Raw genomic sequence first — 18,274 nt, forward strand, 5'->3', positions numbered from 1 at the left:
AGGCTTAGCTGATCCGGTCGATCACCAGCGGCGAGGCGGAGTACGACGCCGCGTCGCCGATGTCGTAGCCACCCTCGAGCGAGGCCAACGCACGGTCGAAGCGCTCGGGCTCGTCGGTGAGCAACGTGAACAGCGGCGCCCCCTCGGTGACGGTGTCACCGGGGCGGGCGTGCCAGACCACACCGGCTCCGGCCTGGACCGGGTCCTCCTTGCGGGCGCGCCCGGCACCGAGGCGCCACGCGGCCAGCCCGACCGCCATGGCGTCGAGCCGGGTCAGGGTGCCCGAGGTGGGAGCGGTCACGACGTGCGACTCGCGCGCGGTCGGCAACGTCGCGTCCGGGTCGCCGCCCTGGGCGCGGATCATCGCCTTCCAGGCGTCCATCGCGGACCCGTCGGCGAGCCGATCGGCGGGGTCGACGTCGTCGCGCCCGGCACCGGCGAGCATCTCGCGGGCCAGGGCGAGGGTCAGCTCGAGCACGTCCGCGGGGCCACCACCCGCCAGCACGTCCACCGACTCGGCGACCTCGATCGCGTTGCCCGCGGTGAGACCGAGCGGGGTGCTCATGTCGGTCAGCAGGGCGACGGTGTGGACGCCGGCGTCCTTGCCCAGCGCGACCATCACCTCGGCGAGCTCGCGCGCCTTGTCGAGGTCCTTCATGAAGGCACCGGTGCCAACCTTGACGTCCAGGACGAGGGCGCCGGTGCCCTCCGCGATCTTCTTGCTCATGATCGACGAGGCGATCAGCGGGATCGCCTCGACGGTGCCGGTGACGTCACGCAGCGCGTAGAGCTTCTTGTCGGCGGGCGCCAGGCCGTCGCCGGCGGCGCAGATGACAGCGCCCACGGACTCCAGCTGCGCGAACATCTCGTCGTTGGACAGCGCCGCCCGCCAGCCGGGGATCGACTCGAGCTTGTCGAGCGTGCCGCCGGTGTGGCCGAGGCCGCGTCCGGAGAGCTGGGGCACCGCCACACCGCACGCCGCGACCAGCGGCGCGAGCGGCAGCGTGATCTTGTCGCCGACGCCCCCCGTGGAGTGCTTGTCGGCGGTGGGCCGCGACAGGCTGGAGAAGTCCATCCGCTCACCTGACGCGATCATCGCGCCGGTCCAGCGGGCGATCTCGCGCCGGTTCATCCCGTTGAGCAGGATGGCCATCGCGAGCGACGACATCTGCTCGTCGGCGACGGCGCCGTGGGTGTAGGCGTCGATCACCCAGTCGATCTGGCTGTCGGAGAGCTCACCGCGCTCTCGCTTCGCGATGATCACCTCCACCGCGTCATGCTGCTCGGCGCCCATGTGCCCTCCCCTTCTCCACAGCACCCACGCTAGCGCCGGCCGGTCAGCCCAAGTCGGCGGGGCCGAACGCCTGCGGCAGCACGTCGGCCATCGTGCGCACGCCCTCGGGCGTCATCACCAGCAGCCCGGGCGCCGCGTGCTCCGAGAGCAGCTGGCGGCACCGGCCGCACGGCATGATCACGTCGCCGTCGCCGTTCACGCACACGAACCGCGTCAGCTTGCCGCCCCCGGTGGCCCAGAGCTGGGAGACCAACCCGCACTCGGCGCACAACGTCACGCCGTACGCGGCGTTCTCGACGTTGCAGCCGGTGACCAGGCGTCCGTCGTCGACGCGCGCCGCGGCACCCACCGAGTAGTGCGAGTACGGCGCGTAGGCATGCCTCATGACGTCCGTGGCCGCCGCCTGGAGCGCCGACCAGTCCTCGTCCACCTCGGTCATGCGTCCTCCTTGTTCAGTCGTGCGCGGAGGCTCACCCTGGCCCACCTGAGCACGTGTCCGCAAACACACCGCAAACGACTGACACCGCCCGGTTCGGGGAGGAAGGTCGCAAGTGGATAACGGTGCGGCAACTGCCCGCATATCAGTGCCCGATTCGATAACGTGCTCAGGCGCCCCGCACGTGGCGGTGCGCAGACTTGGAGGCAACAGTGAATAACTTGAGGAAGGCCGTTGTCGGCGGCATTGCTGCGCTTGCAGCGTCCACGGCGCTCACCGCGTGTGGCGACGCCCCGGACGACAAGTCGGGCGACGGCGGAGAGAAGACGACTGACTTCCTTCCCTGCATCGTCTCCGACGCAGGCGGGTTCGACGACAAGTCGTTCAACCAGCTCAGCTACGAAGGTGTCGAGCAGGCAGCCGACGAGCTGGGAGCCGAGTTCAAGGGCGTCGAGTCCCAGAGCGAGAACGACTACGGCCCCAACCTGGAGAGCCTGGTCGCCGAGGGCTGCGACGCCATCGTGACCGTCGGCTTCGCCCTGTCGGCAGCCACCGTCGAGTCGGCCAAGGCCAACCCCGACATCGAGTACATCCTCATCGATGACGCGGCCGACAACGACTTCGACGGCACCAAGGACGCGGACAACATCAAGCCGCTGCTCTACGACACCGCCCAGGCCGCGTTCCTCGCGGGCTACGCCGCGGCTGACTACACCACGACCGGTGTCGTCGGCACCTACGGCGGTATGCCGTTCCCGACCGTCACGATCTTCATGGACGGCTTCAAGCAGGGTGCGGAGTACTACGCCAGCGAGAAGGGCAAGGAGATCAAGGTCGTCGGCTACGAAGGCGGCGAGAAGGGTCTCTTCACCGGTGGCTTCGAGGCCAACGAGACCGCGACCACCACGGCCAAGGGCATCCTCGACCAGAACGCTGACGTGATCCTCCCGGTCGGCGGCCCGATCTACCAGGGTGCGCTCACCGCGATCGACGACTCGGGCAAGGACGTCGCCATGCTCGGCGTCGACGCCGACTTCTTCGAGACCGACCCGAACACCCAGGAAGTGGTGCTCACGTCGATCCTGAAGAACATGAAGGTCTCGACCTACGAGGCGATCCTGGCCGCAGGCAACGACGAGTTCGACGCCGAGGCCTACGTCGGCACCCTGGAGAACGACGGCGTCGGTATCGCCCCGTTCCACAACTTCGAGGGCAAGGTCTCGGAGTCGCTCCAGGCCGAGCTCGACGAGGTCAAGGCCGGCATCATCGACGGCTCGATCACGGTCACGTCGTACCTCAACCAGTGACACACCTCAGCCTCGGCTGAACAGAGGGGGGCCGGCACCTGCCGGCCCCCCTTCTGCTCTCGCTAGCCTGACCTCGTCACCGTCCACCAGCATCGAGGACCACGCATGACTCTCACCCTGCGCGACATCACCAAGCGGTTCGGCACCCTGGTCGCCAACGACCACATCTCGCTCACGGTCGAACCCGGTGAGATCCATTGCCTGCTCGGGGAGAACGGCGCCGGCAAGTCGACGCTGATGAACGTCCTCTACGGCCTCTACCCCGCCGACGAGGGCGAGATCCTGCTCGACGGCAAGGTCCAGCACTACTCCGGACCGGGCGACGCGATCGCCGCCGGCATCGGCATGGTCCACCAGCACTTCATGCTCATCCCCGTCTTCACGGTCGCCGAGAACGTCATGCTCGGTCACGAAGCCACCGGGTTCCTCGGAACCCTCGACCTCGACGCCGCCCGCCGCCGCGTCCGCGAGATCTCCGACCGGTTCGGGTTCGACGTCGACCCCGACGCGGTCGTCGAGCACCTCCCCGTCGGCGTCCAGCAGCGCGTCGAGATCATCAAGGCCCTGTCCCGCGACGCCAAGGTGCTCGTCTTCGACGAGCCCACCGCGGTGCTCACCCCGCAGGAGACAGACGACCTGATGAGCATCATGCGTCAGCTCAAGGAGGCCGGCACCGCGATCGTCTTCATCACCCACAAGCTGCGCGAGGTGCGCGAGGTCGCCGACCGGATCACCGTCATCCGCCGCGGCGCCGTCGTGGGTGAGGCCAGCCCCACCGCCACCAACGTCGAGCTCGCCGCCCTCATGGTCGGCCGTCCGGTCGAGCTGACCGTGCACAAGGAGCCGGCCAAGCCCGGCCCGGAGGCGATGGTCGTCCGCGACCTGACGGTGACCGACGCAGAGGGTCACGTCGTCGTCGACGGGATCAGCTTCACCATCGACACCGGCGAGATCCTCGGCGTCGCCGGCGTCCAGGGCAACGGCCAGACCGAGCTCACCGAGGCGATCCTCGGCCTGCAGGCCCACGTCACCGGCTCGGTGGTGCTCGACGGCACCGAGCTGGTCGGCCGCTCGGTCCGCCGGGTGCTCGACGCCGGAGTCGGCTTCATCCCCGAGGACCGTCAGGCCGACGGCCTGGTCTCCGGGATGACGATCGCCGAGAACCTCATGCTCAACCGCAGCCACGGCAAGCCGTTCGTGAGCGCCGGGTCGCTTCGCCTGAAGGACCTCGCGGAGTTCGCGCAGGAGAAGCTCGTCCAGTACGACGTCCGCGCGCAGAGTGTCGAGACCCTGGCCGGGCAGCTGTCCGGCGGCAACCAGCAGAAGGTCGTCGTCGCCCGTGAGCTCTCCCGCGACCTGCGCCTGCTCGTCGCGGCGCAGCCGACCCGAGGCGTCGACGTCGGGTCCATCGAGTTCATCCACAAGCAGATCGTCGCCGCCCGCGACACCGGCGTACCGGTGCTCCTGGTGTCGACCGAGCTCGACGAGATCGCCGCGCTGTCGGACCGGATCATGGTCCTCTACCGCGGCCGGATCGTCGGCATCGTCCCCTCTGACACCCCGCGCGACGTCCTCGGCCTGATGATGGCCGGCGAACGTCCGGAAGGAACCGCCGCGTGAGCACCGACCAGACGCCCACTGGGACCCCTGAGACCCCCGAGGCCCCCGAGAAGCAGGCGCCGCCGTCACCCAGTCGCTGGCACCAGGCGCTGCGCGAGATCGCCGCCGGCCAGGTGCTGGTCGCCCTGCTGTCGGTGCTGCTGGCCGTGATCGTCGGGTCGGTGCTGATCCTGCTCACCGACGAGAACGTCCGCGAGACCGCCAGCTATATCGGTGCCCGGCCCGGAGACTTCTTCCAGGCCGTCTGGGACGCCATCACGGGTGCCTACTCCGCGCTGGTCCGTGGCGCGATCTGGAACAACCGGGTCGACACCTTCGAGCAGCAGATCCGGCCGCTGACCGAGACGCTGAAGTTCGCCGCGCCGCTCATCACCGCCGGACTCGGCGTCGGGCTCGCGTTCCGCGCCGGCATGTTCAACATCGGTGGCCGTGGCCAGATGCTGCTGGCCGGCGCCGCCGCCGGCTGGGTCGGCGTGGGCGTCGACCTGCCCATGGCCATCCACCTGCCGCTGGCGATCGTCGCCGGCATGGCAATCGGGGCGCTCTGGGCGGGCCTGGCGGGTCTGCTGAAGGCCCGCACCGGCGCGCACGAGGTGATCGTCACGATCATGCTCAACTACGTCGGCTACTACCTCGTCTTCTTCGCGCTCACCAAGCAGGAGCTGCTTCAGGCGCCCGGCACCATCAACCCGAAGTCCGCGGCGATGCCCGAGTCGGTGGTGCTGCCGAAGATCCTGGGTGACAAGTTCAACCTCCACCTCGGCTTCCTGCTTGCCCTCGTCGCCGTGGCCTTCGTCTGGTGGCTGCTCAACCGCTCGGCGATGGGCTTCCGGTTGCGCGCCGTCGGCGAGAACCCCGACGCCGCACGCTCCTCGGGCATCGACGTCGGCCGCACCTACGTCGTCGTCATGCTGATCGCCGGCGCCCTCGTCGGGCTGGCCGGCGTCAACCAGGTGCTCGGCACGGTCACCAGCGGCGTTGCTGGTGACCTCGACGCCGGCATCGGCTTCGACGCGATCACCGTCGCCCTGCTGGGCCGGTCCCGACCCCTCGGCATCCTCGCCGCCGGGCTGCTGTTCGGCGCCTTCAAGGCCGGCGGCTTCGCCATGCAGGCCTCGCAGGGCATCCCGGTCGACATCGTCCTGATCGTCCAGTCCCTCATCGTGCTGTTCATCGCCGCTCCCCCGTTGGTGCGCGCCATGTTCCGGCTGCCCGCCAAGGAGGCCACGGCATGAACACCCCACTCGATTCTCCGCTCCCCCGCTGCGCTCCTCCGCAGACAATCGATCGGGGACCCCGATGACGATCACGCCCACCGTCCGTCCCGACGAGCCGCCCGTCACCGCGCTCGAGCCCACCGCGACCCCGCCGGGGCTCTGGAAGACTCCGGTGCTGTTCGGCGTGTTCGCCGTGCTGATCGCCCTGCTCCCGCTCCTCAAGACGCGCGCGGGCGACACCACCTTCCGGCTCGCGGCCGAGACCGACTTCGTCAAGCTGCCCGAGCTGAAGGCACCCTCGGACGCCATCACGTGGACGACGGTCGTGCTGATGCTGCTCGGCGCCGGCTACGCCGCCTGGTGCGCCCGCTCCGGCCGCCGCACCCCGCTCTGGCTGGTGGCGCTTTTCGGCGTCGCCGCCATGACCGGCTTCCTCGGCTGGGCGGCCGCCGACGAGACCATCTCGGTGATCTTCCTTCTCGGGGGCGCCCTCGCCCTGGCCGTACCGCTCGTCTTCGGCGCCCTCGGCGGGGTCCTCGGCGAGCGCGCGGGCGTGGTCAACATCGCGATCGACGGCCAGCTGCTCTTCGGCGCGTTCGGTGCCGCCCTGATCGGCTCGGTCACGGGCTCGCCCTGGGTCGCGCTCCTCGCCGCGATGTTCGCCGGCGCCCTGGTCGCGCTGGTGCTCGGCGTCTTCGCCATCACCTACTACGTCGACCAGGTCATCGTCGGCGTGGTGCTCAACGTGCTGGTCATCGGCATCACCAGCTTCATGTTCAGCCAGGTGCTCGCCCCCAACGCCGCCGCCCTCAACAGCCCGCCCCGCTTCGAGCGGATCCCGATCCCGCTGCTGGGCGAGATCCCGATCGTCGGCCCGATCCTGTTCCGCCAGACGATCCTGGTCTACCTGATGTACGTCGCCGTCGCGGTCATCAGCTGGGCGCTCTACCGCACCCGATGGGGCCTTCGGGTCCGGGCCGTCGGTGAGCACCCGATGGCCGCCGACACCGTCGGCATCAAGGTCAACCTGACCCGCTACCGCACCGTGCTGCTGGCCGGCCTGATCGCCGGCGCCGGAGGCGCGACGTACACGCTCGTGTCGGTCTCGCAGTTCAACCGCGAGCTGACCGGCGGTGCCGGCTACATCGCGCTCGCGGCCGTCATCTTCGGCAAGTGGGACCCACTCCGGGCGACCCTCGCGGCCTTGCTGTTCGGCTTCGCCCAGAACCTCCAGAACGTGCTGTCGGTGATCGGGTCGCCGGTGCCGAGCCAGTTCATGCTGATGCTGCCCTACGTCGTCACCATCTTCGCGGTGGCGGGGCTCGTCGGTCGGTCCCGACCACCGGAAGCCGACGGCATCCCCTACATCAAGGCTTAGGCCTGGGCGGGCGCGTCGCTCGCCTCGGTCGCCATCACGGCGATCGTGGCGAGCACCCGCGCGCCGATGGCGATCGCCCGCTCGTCGACCCTCAGGTCGCCCTGGTGCAGGTCGTACGTCGGTCCGCCCGGCAACCGCGTGCCCAGGCGGAGCATCGCGCCCGGCACCTGCTCGACGTACCAGCCGAAGTCCTCGCCACCGAGGCTCTGCGGGACCGTGGTCGACCCGTGGGTGCCGAGGACCGATCGCACCGCTGAGATCGCCAGCGCGTTGGCGGCCGGGTCGTTGACGACCGGCGGGACCCCCTGGAGGTAGTCGACGCTGGCGGAGACGCCGTAGGGGCGCACGATGTCGTGCACCGCCTCGCGGATGATCGGCTCGCACAGGGTCCAGGCCACGGCGTCGAGGATGCGCACCGTGCCCGCGACCTCGCCGCGGTCGGGGATGACGTTGGCGGCGGCGCCCGCGTGCACGGTGCCCCACACGACCGAAACCCCGGAGCGGGGGTCCATCCGCCGGCTGAGGACGGCGGGGAGCTCGTTGATCACCTTCGCCAGGGCGAAGGTCAGGTCGCCGGTCAGGTGCGGCCGGGACGTGTGGCCGCCGGTGCCCTCCAGGTGGACGACGATCTTGTCGGCGGCGCTGGTGAGTGCGCCACTGCGCAGCCCCACCCGGCCGACGTCGACGGCGGGGTCGCAGTGCAGGGCGAAGATCTGGGCCACGTCGTCGAGGGCGCCGGCGAGGATGAGCTGCCGGGCGCCACCGGGCATGACCTCCTCGGCCGGCTGGAACAGCAGGCGGACGCGGCCGGGGAGCCGCCCGGCCTCGTCCAGCGCCGCTAGGGCCAGGGCTGCGCCCATCAGGCAGGCCACGTGGACGTCGTGGCCGCAGGCGTGGGCGATGCCGGGCGTGGTCGAGGCCCACGGGTCCACCGTCAGGTCGGTGACCGGCAGGGCGTCGATGTCGGCGCGCAGCGCGATCACCCGGTCACCCTCACCGAGCTCGGCGATCAGGCCGGTGCCGGGCAGCCGGTCCACGCGCCAGCCGGCCAGGGCGAGCCGGTCGGCGACCACCTTGGTCGTGCGCACCTCGGTCCACGAGAGCTCGGGGTGCGCGTGGAGGTCGCGGCGCAGGTCGACGAGCTCGACGTCGTGCTTCTCGACGATGTCGGCGATCAGGGTGGAGAGGTCGTTGGCCATTGCTCGCAGGTTAGTTGACGCGACCCTGGTCGCGGCACCTGGCTCGGCCCTCAGACGTCGCCGTCGTAGGCGGCGAGGAGCCGGTCGGCGGCCACGGTGGCGGGCAGCTCGCCGGCCAGCACGGCGGCGCTGACCTGCTCGCGGATCGCCCGCACGCCGGGCGAGTGACGCAGCCGCTGGTCGAGCTCGTCGCGCACCAGCGACCACGTGAAGTCGAGCTGCTGGGCGGCGCGCTTGGCGGCCAGCCCCTCCTCGCCGAGGTGCGCCCGGTGGGCGAGCACCCACTCCCACAGGTCATCGACGCCGACGTCGGTGAGACCGGAGCAGGTCACCACGGGTGGCGCCCACTCGGCCTTGCCGCGCACCAGCCGCAGCGCCCCGGCCAGCTCACGGGCAGCGGTCCGGGCCTCCAGCTCCCGATCACCGTCGGCCTTGTTGACCGCGATCACGTCGGCGATCTCGAGGATGCCCTTCTTGATGCCCTGGAGCTGGTCACCCGTGCGGGCCAGCGTCAGGAACAGGAACGTGTCGACCATCCCCGCGACGGTGACCTCCGACTGCCCGACGCCGACCGTCTCGACCAGCACCACGTCGTACGACGCCGCCTCGAGCACCGCCATCGCCTGCACGGTGGCCCTGGCGACGCCGCCGAGGGTGCCGGCCGACGGTGAGGGCCGGATGAAGGCGTGGGGGTCGGCGGCCAGTCGGGACATGCGGGTCTTGTCGCCCAGCACCGAGCCGCCGGTGCGCACCGAGCTCGGGTCGACGGCGAGCACCCCGACGCGGTGCCCGGTCGCCGTGAGCCGGGTGCCGAGCGCCTCGATGAACGTGGACTTGCCGACGCCCGGGAGCCCGGAGATCCCGACCCGGACCGCGGCCGTCCGGGCGCCGTCGCCCGCCAGCTCGGTGAGCAGCTCGCGGGCCTGGAGCCGGTGCTCCCGGCGCGAGGACTCGACGAGCGTGATCGCCTGGGAGACCGACGCCCGTCGGCCCTCGCGGATCCCGGTGACCAGGGCCGAGACGTCAGGCACCGTGACCGAGCTGGTCCCGCAGCTTGGCGAGCAGGTCGAGGGCGGACTCCGCGATCACGGTGCCGGGCAGGAAGACCGCGGCGGCACCCATCTCCCGGAGCGTGGGCACGTCATCGGGCGGGATCACGCCACCGATGGTGACCATGATGTCGGGGCGTCCCTGCTCGGCCAGCGCGGCCTTGAGCGCCGGCAGCAGCGCGAGGTGGCCGGCCGCGAGCGACGAGACCCCCACGACGTGCACGTCGGCGTCGACGGCCTGCTGCGCGACCTCCTCGGGCGTCGAGAACAGCGGGCCCACGTCGACGTCGAAGCCCATGTCGGCGAACGCCGAGACGACCACCTTCTGTCCGCGGTCGTGGCCGTCCTGGCCCATCTTGGCGACCAGGATGCGAGGACGGCGTCCCTCGGCCTCCTCGAACTCCGCGGTCTCGTCGAGGACCCGCTGCACGAGGCTGCCGTCGCCCGACTCTTCCCTGAACACGCCGCTGATCGTACGGATCACGGCCTGGTGGCGGCCGTAGACCTTCTCGAGCGCGTCGGAGATCTCGCCGACGGTCGCCTTGGCCCGGGCCGCGTCGACCGCGAGGGCGAGGAGGTTGCCGGACAGGTCGTCGCTCTTCTCCGCCCCCCGCTCTGCCGAGCTGGTCAGTGCCTCGAGCGAACGGCGTACGTCGTCGTCGTTGCGCTCGGCGCGCAGCCGCTCGAGCTTGGCGATCTGCTGGCGGTAGACGTCGTCGTTGTCGACGCGCAGCACGTCGAGCTTGTCCTCGGCCGCGAGCCGGTAGGTGTTGATGCCGATGACCTTCTGCGCGCCGGAGTCGATCCGGGCCTGGGTGCGGGCGGCGGCCTCCTCGATGCGCATCTTGGGGATGCCCTGCTCGATGGCCTTCGCCATGCCGCCGGCGGCCTCGGCCTCCTGGATGTGGGCCCAGGCCCGCTCCGCGAGGTCGTGGGTGAGCCGCTCGACGTAGTAGCTGCCGGCCCAGGGGTCGATGGTGCCGGTCGTCCCGCTCTCCTGCTGGAGCAGCAGCTGGGTGTTGCGGGCGATCCGCGCCGAGAAGTCGGTCGGCAGCGCGATCGCCTCGTCCAGGGCGTTGGTGTGCAGCGACTGGGTGTGCCCCTGCGTGGCGGCCATGGCCTCGATGCAGGTGCGCCCCACGTTGTTGTAGACGTCCTGGGCGGTGAGCGACCAGCCGCTGGTCTGCGAGTGCGTGCGCAGGCTGAGCGACTTGGGGTTCTGCGGGTCGAAGTCGCGCACCAGCCGGGCCCACAGGGCGCGGGCCGCGCGCATCTTGGCGATCTCCATGTAGAAGTTCATGCCGATCGCCCAGAAGAACGACAGCCGCGGTGCGAACTGGTCGATCGTCATGCCCGTGTCGAGGCCGGCGCGGATGTACTCGACGCCGTCGGCGAGCGTGTAGGCCAGCTCGAGGTCAGCCGTCGCCCCGGCCTCCTGGATGTGGTAGCCGGAGATCGAGATCGAGTTGAACCGCGGCATCTTCGCCGAGGTGTAGCTGAAGATGTCGGAGATGATCCGCATCGACGGCGCCGGCGGGTAGATGTAGGTGTTGCGGACCATGAACTCCTTGAGGATGTCGTTCTGGATGGTCCCCGCGAGCTGCTCCGGCTTCACCCCCTGCTCCTCGGCCGCCGCGATGTAGAGCGCGAGCACCGGCAGGACGGCGCCGTTCATGGTCATCGACACCGACATCTCGTCGAGCGGGATGCCGTCGAACAGGGTCCGGGTGTCGTAGATCGAGTCGATCGCGACCCCGGCCATGCCGACGTCGCCGCGCACCCGGGGGTGGTCGGAGTCGTAGCCGCGGTGGGTCGCCAGGTCGAACGCGACGCTGAGCCCCTTCTGGCCGGCCGCGAGGTTGCGGCGGTAGAACGCGTTGGACTCCTCGGCGGTCGAGAACCCGGCGTACTGCCGGATCGTCCACGGCTGCGTGGTGTACATCGTCGGGTAGGGGCCTCGCAGGAACGGGCTCAGGCCGGGCATCGTGTCGAGCGCGTCGAGTCCCTCGAGGTGCTCGGGTCCGTAGACCGGGAGGATGTCGATCCCCTCCGGGCTGGTCCACGCCTCGCCACTCTCGCCGGTCGAGCCGGGCGACGAAGGAGCCCGTGTCGAGACCCCGTCACCGGTGAGCGACAACCCGGAGAAGCTCTTGGGAACACTCATGTCAGCTTCTCCCTTGTCCGGGTCAGGAAGTCCAAGGCGTCGACGCCCATCGCGCAGGAGTCGTCGACGCCGTCGACGGGCTTGCCCGCGATGATCACGTGCGTGGCGCCCGCCTCGCGCAGGGCGGCCGCGGCGGTGCTGCCCCACTCGGCGTAGGTCGGGTCGCTGCCGGCCAGGCACACGACCCGCTGACCGCCGTACGCCGCCACCAGGTCGTCGACGCCGGACGTCGCGCCGGCGACCTCGGTGGCGATCCCGCCGGCGGCGAAGAGGTTGGCGGCGAACGTGGCCCGAGCCGTGTGGGAGGCGATGGTGCCGAGCGTGGCGAGGAAGACCGGCGCCTTGGCCGGCTCGTCACGCAGGGCCTCGAAGCTGGCGCCGTAGCTGCGGACACCGTCGAACGCGCCGTCCGGCTGTCGCTCGGGCAGCACCTCGGCGAGGTTGGGGAACTCGGTGAGACCGGTGATCGGGCGCTTGCGCTTGGCGACCTCGGTCTCGCGGTGGTCGACGGTCTCGGCGATGCGCTGCTCGAGCGCCGCGAACCCGTCGTCCTCGAGCCGTCCGAGCTCGGCCCAACCGGCCAGCGCGAGGTCGTCGGTGAGCTTCTCGACGGCGTACGCGCCACCGGCGGGGTCGGCGACCTTGGCGACGTGCGACTCGGCCATCAGCAGCGCCGAGGTGTTGCGGGCGACCCGGCGGCCGAGCACCTCGGGACTTCCCAGCGGGGCGTCGAAGGGCAACACCGTCACGGAGTCGGCCCCACCCACGCCAGCGGCGAAGCCGGCGACGGTCGTGCGCAGCATGTTGACGTAGGGGTCGTACCGGCTCATCATCGGTCGGCTCGTCACCACGTGCTGGCGCTGCTCGATCGGCGCGCCTCCGCTCAGCTCGACCACCCGGGCCCACAGGCGCCGCGCGGCACGCAGCTTGGCGATGCTGAGGAACTGCTCGTCGGTGGCGGCGTAGCGGAACTCGAAGAGCCCCAGCGCCTCGTCGAGGTCGATGCCCGCGTCGGTGAGGCGTCGCAGGTAGGCGGCCGCGGTGGCCATCGACCAGCCCAGCTCCTGGACGTCGGACGCCCCGCGGTCATGGACACGGGTGGCGTCGACGACGACGCCGAGCACCCCGCGCTCGAGCGCGAGCCGGGCCACGTCGACCAGGTCGTCGTCAGTGCCGCCGAGGTTGGTGCCGGGCGCGGGGGTGGTGTCGCCCAGGACGTCGAGGAAGGCACGGGCGATCGCGGCCTGGGCACCGGACGGGGCCTCCAGGACGACCGGAGCCAGGTCGAGCAGCACGCCGTCGAGCAGGGTCGCGAGGTCGGTGTCGGCACCGACCTGCAGCCACAGCGACGTGACGCCGCCGTCCAGGTCGACGAGTGCGGTCTCGTTGAGCGCCTTGGCGTCGGTGCCGGCGAGGTGTGCGCGGATGTCCCAGTCGCCGGTGCGGGTGGGGCGTCCGCTGGTCTTCAGGTCGTCGAGAGCGGCGGCGGTGCCGAGCGGGGGGATCGTGATCCCGTCGAGCGTCTTGCGGCCGAGCTTGTCCCAGACCAGGGAGTCCGGGTCGTCCGCGGTGAGCCTGCGGGCCTTGCGGAGCACGGCAGCTGCGGCCGCCTCCCAGTCGGCGACGGCGGCCTGGTCTCCAGGGCCGGTCAGCTCGAGCGAGCCCGGTGTGGGCGCCAGCTCCTCGGGTTCGTCCAGGCCGCCGGCCACGGTGCCGGACGCACTCCCGTCAACACTCATGCTCGAACCATAGAAGTAGGCGGCTGGTGCCTACCAGCCGGTGTGACTTTAGTGATGGGCCGGTGGGACCTACGTCCTGGTTGGTCAGGATGCGTCGTGGCGGAGGTACTGCTCGATCGCGGTGGCCGCGAGGTCGTCTCGCGAGCGGCCGGTAGCAGCCGCTCGGCGGTCGAGCTCTGCGACCAGGCCCTCCGGGACGGAGACCTTCTCGACACCCTCCGGACCGGGGCCGAACTTGGCGAGCGCCGCGACGACGACGGTGCCCAGCACGTCGAGGATGGCGATCACGCCGACCGCGCGGGCCACGTAGTCCTCGTCGGGGGCACCACCCAGCACCAGCGCACTCAGGATGGCGGCGAGCAGTCCCGCCAGCACCAGCGTGAGTGCGAGCAGGACCCGGACCACGGGGCCCTTCCGGTGCGCGATCGCCAGCAGCAGACAGGCCTGCGCGAGCGTGCCGGCCACGATCGCCCCGACACCGAAGGCCTGGAAGACCGCCTCGTCGTTGGAGCGGAGCCGGTCCTCCGCCCAGATGAGCACCAGGGCGGTCCCGAGGGGGACCAGCACCGAGACCCCGCCGAGCACCCCGACCAGCTGGAACGACGTACCGGCGGTGCTGAGGTAGCAGAGCACCCCGATGCTGACGACCCCGACGGTGACCGTCGTGAGCAGGACCCGGACCTGGGTGTCCCCGAAGTCACCGCCGAGCAGCGCCAGCACCCCGAGGAGCGCGGCCACCGAGAACGACACGATCGTGACCGTGACGATCGCGCGGCGGACAGGGGCGTGCTGGGTGGGCTGGGTCGTGGCCATCCGGCATGGTGGCACGGCGGCGGCCTCCGCGATGCCTAGCCTGTGCGGGTGAAGGTGAAGGATCCGTCGGGGCAGACCTGGCGCGTGACCCGTCGCTGGGTCCCCTGGCGCCGCCGGCTCAAGGGCGTCCTGCCCAACATGCCCACGGGCGTGGGGAGCCTCGGCGACAACCCGATCAGCCTCGTGATCGGCATCATCTTCCTGATCATCGCGATCCCGTTCATCCTGCTCGCGATCGTCGCCGCCCTCGAGCTGCTGCTGCTCTTCCTGGTCATCCCGTTCGCCCTGCTGGCTCGCGCGCTGTTCGGGCAGCACTGGACGGTCGAGGCCCGCCGCGGCTTCCACATCTGGTACGACGAGCCGGCCGGCGACTGGCAGGCCAGCGGGATCCGCATCCACGCGCTCGCCGACCAGATCCGCCACGGCGACACTCCCCCGCAGACCGTCGGCGACGGCCCCGGCTGACGGGCGCTCTCCCTATGGAGTGACGAAGTCACTCCACGCGGCGGGAGTACGAGCGAAGCGAGTACTCCCTATGGAGTGACGAAGTCACTCCACGACCTCGGTGCGGCCCTCGTTGTCCTTCGTACGCAGCCCGATCTTGTTGCCGAGCCAGACCAGCGGGTCGTACTTGCGGTCGACGACGCGCTCCTTCATCGGGATGATCGCGTTGTCGGTGATCTTGATTCCCTCGGGACAGACCTCGGTGCAGCACTTGGTGATGTTGCACATCCCGAGGCCGGCGGCGCCCTGGGCGAGCTCGCGCCGGTCGTGGGTGTCGAGGGGGTGCATGTCGAGCTCGGCGTAGCGCAGGAAGAGGCGCGGGCCGGCGAAGGCGGGCTTGTTCTCCTCGTGGTCGCGTACGACGTGGCAGACGTTCTGGCAGAGGAAGCACTCGATGCACTTGCGGAACTCCTGGCCCCGCTCGACGTCGACCTGCGCCATCCGCCGCTTGTTGTCCTTGTCGCGTGGCGGCGGCGCGAACGACGGCAGCTCGCGCGCCTTCTCGTAGTTGAACGACACGTCGGTGACCAGGTCGCGGATCACCGGGAACGAGCGCATCGGCGTGACCGTGATGGTCTCGCCCTCGTCGAAGTCGGAGAGCCGGGTCATGCAGAGCAGCCGCGGCTTGCCGTTAATCTCGGCGCTGCACGAGCCGCACTTGCCGGCCTTGCAGTTCCAGCGGATCGCCAGGTCGCCGGCCTGGGTCGCCTGGACCCGGTGCAGTGCGTCGAGCACGACCTCGCCCTCGGACACCTCGACGGTGTAGTCGCCGAGGTCGCCGCCGGACTGGTCGCCACGCCACACCCGCATCTTCAGCTGGTAACCCATGGTCGTCCCCTCACTTGCTCTCGAAGTACTTCTTGAGCTCGTCCGGCATCTCCGGCAGCGGCTTCTCGGTGAGCTCCACGCCGGTGCCGTCGGCGTCGAGGTTGACCACGAGGTTCTTGGTGCCCCAGACGGCGTCCGGGCCGGGGAAGTCGTCGCGGGTGTGACCGCCGCGCGACTCCTCGCGCGCCAGCGCCGCCTTCGCGATGGACTCGCTGACGATCAGCATGTTGCGCAGGTCGAGCGCGAGATGCCACCCGGGGTTGTACTGGCGGTGGCCCTCGACCTTCATCGCGGCCGCGCGCTCCTTGAACGCCGCGATCTCGCGCAGCGACTGCTCGAGCTCGGGGGCGGTACGGATGATGCCGACCAGGTCGTTCATCGACTCCTGGAGGTCGGACTGGATGGAGTAGGGGTTCTCGCCGCCCTCGACCTCGAACGGCGCCAACGCGCTCACCTCGGCGGCCTTCACGTCGGCCTCGACGACCTTCGGCCGGTCGCTGCCGAGCGAGGTCGCGTACGCCGTGGCCGCCTCGCCGGCGCGCTTGCCGAAGACCAGCAGGTCGCCGAGCGAGTTGCCGCCCAGCCGGTTGGAGCCGTGCATGCCGCCGCTGCACTCGCCCACGGCGTAGAGCCCGGTGACGGCGCTCTGCTGGGTGTCGGCGTCGACCTCGACCCCACCCATGACGTAGTGGCAGGTCGGGCCGATCTCCATCGGCTCGGCGGTGATGTCGACGTCGGCGAGCTCCTTGAACTGGTGGTACATCGACGGCAGCCGCTTGCGGATGAACTCCGGCGAGCGCCGCGACGCGATGTCGAGGTAGATGCCGCCGTGGGGCGTGCCGCGGCCCGCCTTGATCTCGGAGTTGATCGCGCGGGCGACCTCGTCACGCGGCAGCAGCTCCGGTGGCCGGCGGTTGTTCTTCTTGTCGTCGTACCAGCGGTCGGCCTCCTCCACGGTGTCGGCCGTCTCGCTCTTGAAGAACTCCGGGATGTAGTCGAACATGAACCGCTTGCCCTCGGAGTTCTTCAGGATGCCGCCGTCGCCGCGCACCGACTCCGTGACCAGCAGCCCCTTGACCGAGGGCGGCCAGACCATGCCCGTCGGGTGGAACTGCACGAACTCCATGTTGATCAGCGAGGCGCCGGCCCGCATCGCGAGCGCGTGGCCGTCGCCGGTGTACTCCCACGAGTTGGAGGTCACCTTGAACGACTTGCCGATGCCGCCGGTCGCGAGGATGACGGTCGGGGTCTCGAACATCACGAACCGGCCGGTCTCACGCCAGTAGCCGAAGGCCCCCGAAACTTTGGACTCCCCGGCTCCCTTGTCCAGCATCAGGTCGGTGATCGTGCACTCCATGAACACGTCGATCCCGAGCGCCACCGCCCGCTGCTGAAGCGTGCGGATCATCTCGAGGCCGGTGCGGTCGCCGACGTGGGCGAGCCGGGCGTACTTGTGGCCGCCGAAGTCGCGCTGCGAGATCAGCCCGTCGTCGGTGCGGTCGAACAGCGCGCCCCAGTCCTCGAGCTCCATGACCCGCTCGGGCGCCTCCTGGGCGTGGAGCTGGGCCATCCGCCAGTTGTTGAGCATCTTCCCGCCACGCATGGTGTCGCGGAAGTGCACCTCCCAGTTGTCCTCCGGGTAGACGTTGCCCATGGAGGCCGCGATGCCGCCCTCGGCCATCACGGTGTGGGCCTTGCCCAGCAGGGACTTGCAGACGATCGCCGTACGCGCTCCGGCGTCCTGCGCCGCGATCGCCGCTCTCAGCCCGGCGCCGCCGGCGCCGACCACGACCACGTCGTACTGGTGGCGCTCCATGCCGCCCTCGGCGGACCCGGACATCTCGTTGCCCGTCATCGGGTGCCGGTCGTTGGGGGTGCTCAAAAGAATTTCACGTCCTCGATGGTGCCGGTGGCGAGCAGGTAAATGTAGAAGTCGACGATCGCCACCGAGAACAGGGAGTACCAGGCGTAGCGGCCGTGGTTGACGTTGAGCTTGGAGACCCAGGTCCAGAGCTTGTAGCGGACCGGGTGCTTGGAGAAGTGGCGTAGCCGGCCGCCGACGGTGTGGCGGCACGAGTGGCACGAGAGCGTGTAGAGCCAGATCAGGACCACGTTGATGAGCATCAGCAGCGTGCCGAGGCCCATGTGGCCCCACTCGTGGTCCTCGTTGCGGAAGGCCAGCACGACGTCGTACGTCAGGATCAGGCCGACCAGGATCGCGGCGTACCAGAAGTAGCGGTGGACGTTCTGGATCAGCAGCGGGAAGCGGGTCTCACCGGTGTACTTGGTCTTGGGCTCCGCGACGGCGCACGCCGGCGGCGAGAGCCAGAAGGCCCGGTAGTAGGCCTTGCGGTAGTAGTAGCAGGTCATCCGGAAGCCCAGTGGGAACACCAGGATGAGCAGCGCCGCGGACAGCGGCCACGCCTGGAACGGCTGCCCGAAGTCGGAGGCGCCCTCGACACAGTCGCCGAGGCAGGGCGAGTAGAAGGGCGAGAGATACGGCGATGCGTAGTAGTCGACGCCCATGAAGGCTCGCACCGTCGCGAAGACCACGAACCCCGAGAACACCACGAACGTGGCGAGCGGCGACAGCCACCATCGGTCCGGACGCAGAGTCTTCTCGTCGATCCGGGCCCTGGTTGGCCCGTGCACGCCAGTCGTCATGCCCACCTCCGTGGAGAGTCGGGCCCGAGTCTGCACAAAGCCCCGCCAATGTGAAAGGGGCC

The 18,274-nt window shown here is 70.2% G+C and carries 15 protein-coding genes; 5 read left to right on the plus strand and 10 right to left on the minus strand.

Features of this window, described 5'->3' with window-relative positions; genetic code table 11:
* Nucleotides 1-4: 4 nt before the first annotated feature.
* Both BLR90_RS20220 and BLR90_RS20225 read right to left on the minus strand, forming a co-directional pair.
* Complete coding sequence (locus BLR90_RS20220) at nucleotides 5-1,294, minus strand: thymidine phosphorylase (RefSeq protein ID WP_091027043.1); 1,290 nt, start codon at nucleotides 1,292-1,294, stop codon at nucleotides 5-7.
* A gap of 43 nt (nucleotides 1,295-1,337) precedes the next feature.
* Nucleotides 1,338-1,724 carry a cytidine deaminase gene (locus tag BLR90_RS20225; protein ID WP_218029491.1) on the minus strand — a complete coding sequence of 129 codons (387 nt, stop codon included), beginning with the start codon at nucleotides 1,722-1,724 and terminating at the stop codon, nucleotides 1,338-1,340.
* A 218-nt stretch (nucleotides 1,725-1,942) separates the two neighbouring features.
* Between BLR90_RS20225 and BLR90_RS20230 the strand changes: the two genes are divergently transcribed.
* The 4 genes from BLR90_RS20230 (at nucleotide 1,943) to BLR90_RS20245 (ending at nucleotide 7,252) form a co-directional block, all read left to right on the plus strand.
* Entirely contained in the window at nucleotides 1,943-3,037 is a 1,095-nt protein-coding gene (locus tag BLR90_RS20230) for a BMP family lipoprotein (protein WP_218029489.1), read from the plus strand.
* Between the two features lie 105 nt (nucleotides 3,038-3,142).
* Nucleotides 3,143-4,657, plus strand: a complete 1,515-nt coding sequence (locus BLR90_RS20235) for an ABC transporter ATP-binding protein (RefSeq protein ID WP_091027046.1) — start codon at nucleotides 3,143-3,145, stop codon at nucleotides 4,655-4,657.
* Nucleotides 4,654-5,892: an ABC transporter permease gene (locus BLR90_RS20240; protein ID WP_170254408.1), complete on the plus strand. Its 1,239-nt coding sequence runs from the start codon at nucleotides 4,654-4,656 to the stop codon at nucleotides 5,890-5,892. The genes BLR90_RS20235 and BLR90_RS20240 overlap by 4 nt, the downstream gene beginning before the upstream one ends.
* Nucleotides 5,893-5,956: 64 nt before the next feature.
* A complete protein-coding gene (locus tag BLR90_RS20245) occupies nucleotides 5,957-7,252 on the plus strand; it encodes an ABC transporter permease (RefSeq protein WP_091027047.1) in 1,296 nt (431 codons plus the stop codon).
* Here the strand turns inward: BLR90_RS20245 and BLR90_RS20250 are convergent.
* From BLR90_RS20250 to BLR90_RS20270, 5 genes are all read right to left on the minus strand, one after another.
* The gene (locus BLR90_RS20250; protein WP_091027048.1) at nucleotides 7,249-8,451 is read right to left on the minus strand and encodes an amidohydrolase; all 1,203 of its coding nucleotides are present in this window, start codon (nucleotides 8,449-8,451) and stop codon (nucleotides 7,249-7,251) included. The two genes, BLR90_RS20245 and BLR90_RS20250, sit on opposite strands and share 4 nt — an antisense overlap.
* A 50-nt stretch (nucleotides 8,452-8,501) precedes the next feature.
* On the minus strand, nucleotides 8,502-9,482 hold the full coding sequence (gene meaB, locus BLR90_RS20255; protein WP_091027049.1) for a methylmalonyl Co-A mutase-associated GTPase MeaB: 981 nt from the start codon (nucleotides 9,480-9,482) through the stop codon (nucleotides 8,502-8,504).
* Complete coding sequence (gene scpA, locus BLR90_RS20260; protein ID WP_091027050.1) at nucleotides 9,475-11,664, minus strand: methylmalonyl-CoA mutase; 2,190 nt, start codon at nucleotides 11,662-11,664, stop codon at nucleotides 9,475-9,477. Before scpA ends, meaB begins: the two co-directional genes overlap by 8 nt.
* Nucleotides 11,661-13,403 (minus strand): methylmalonyl-CoA mutase family protein, encoded by a 1,743-nt coding sequence (locus tag BLR90_RS20265; protein WP_091027051.1) that lies wholly within the window; start codon nucleotides 13,401-13,403, stop codon nucleotides 11,661-11,663. Before BLR90_RS20265 ends, scpA begins: the two co-directional genes overlap by 4 nt.
* An 84-nt stretch (nucleotides 13,404-13,487) precedes the next feature.
* Nucleotides 13,488-14,216 (minus strand): ribbon-helix-helix domain-containing protein, encoded by a 729-nt coding sequence (locus BLR90_RS20270; protein ID WP_091027052.1) that lies wholly within the window; start codon nucleotides 14,214-14,216, stop codon nucleotides 13,488-13,490.
* Between the two features lie 48 nt (nucleotides 14,217-14,264).
* On the opposite strand from BLR90_RS20270, the gene BLR90_RS20275 reads away from it, so the two are divergent.
* Entirely contained in the window at nucleotides 14,265-14,681 is a 417-nt protein-coding gene (locus tag BLR90_RS20275) for a hypothetical protein (protein WP_143016290.1), read from the plus strand.
* An 84-nt stretch (nucleotides 14,682-14,765) separates the two neighbouring features.
* Here BLR90_RS20275 and BLR90_RS20280 read toward each other — a convergent pair whose 3' ends face one another.
* From BLR90_RS20280 to BLR90_RS20290, 3 genes are read right to left on the minus strand one after another with little or no spacing between them, the layout of a single operon-like run.
* Complete coding sequence (locus BLR90_RS20280) at nucleotides 14,766-15,548, minus strand: succinate dehydrogenase/fumarate reductase iron-sulfur subunit (protein ID WP_091027054.1); 783 nt, start codon at nucleotides 15,546-15,548, stop codon at nucleotides 14,766-14,768.
* Nucleotides 15,549-15,558: 10 nt separating this feature from the next.
* Nucleotides 15,559-17,430: a fumarate reductase/succinate dehydrogenase flavoprotein subunit gene (locus BLR90_RS20285; protein ID WP_245715430.1), complete on the minus strand. Its 1,872-nt coding sequence runs from the start codon at nucleotides 17,428-17,430 to the stop codon at nucleotides 15,559-15,561.
* The gene (locus BLR90_RS20290) at nucleotides 17,427-18,212 is read right to left on the minus strand and encodes a hypothetical protein (protein ID WP_091027055.1); all 786 of its coding nucleotides are present in this window, start codon (nucleotides 18,210-18,212) and stop codon (nucleotides 17,427-17,429) included. The genes BLR90_RS20285 and BLR90_RS20290 overlap by 4 nt, the downstream gene beginning before the upstream one ends.
* Nucleotides 18,213-18,274 lie beyond the last annotated feature (62 nt).

The organism is Nocardioides szechwanensis (assembly GCF_900103935.1).
Taxonomy (GTDB): domain Bacteria; phylum Actinomycetota; class Actinomycetes; order Propionibacteriales; family Nocardioidaceae; genus Nocardioides; species Nocardioides szechwanensis.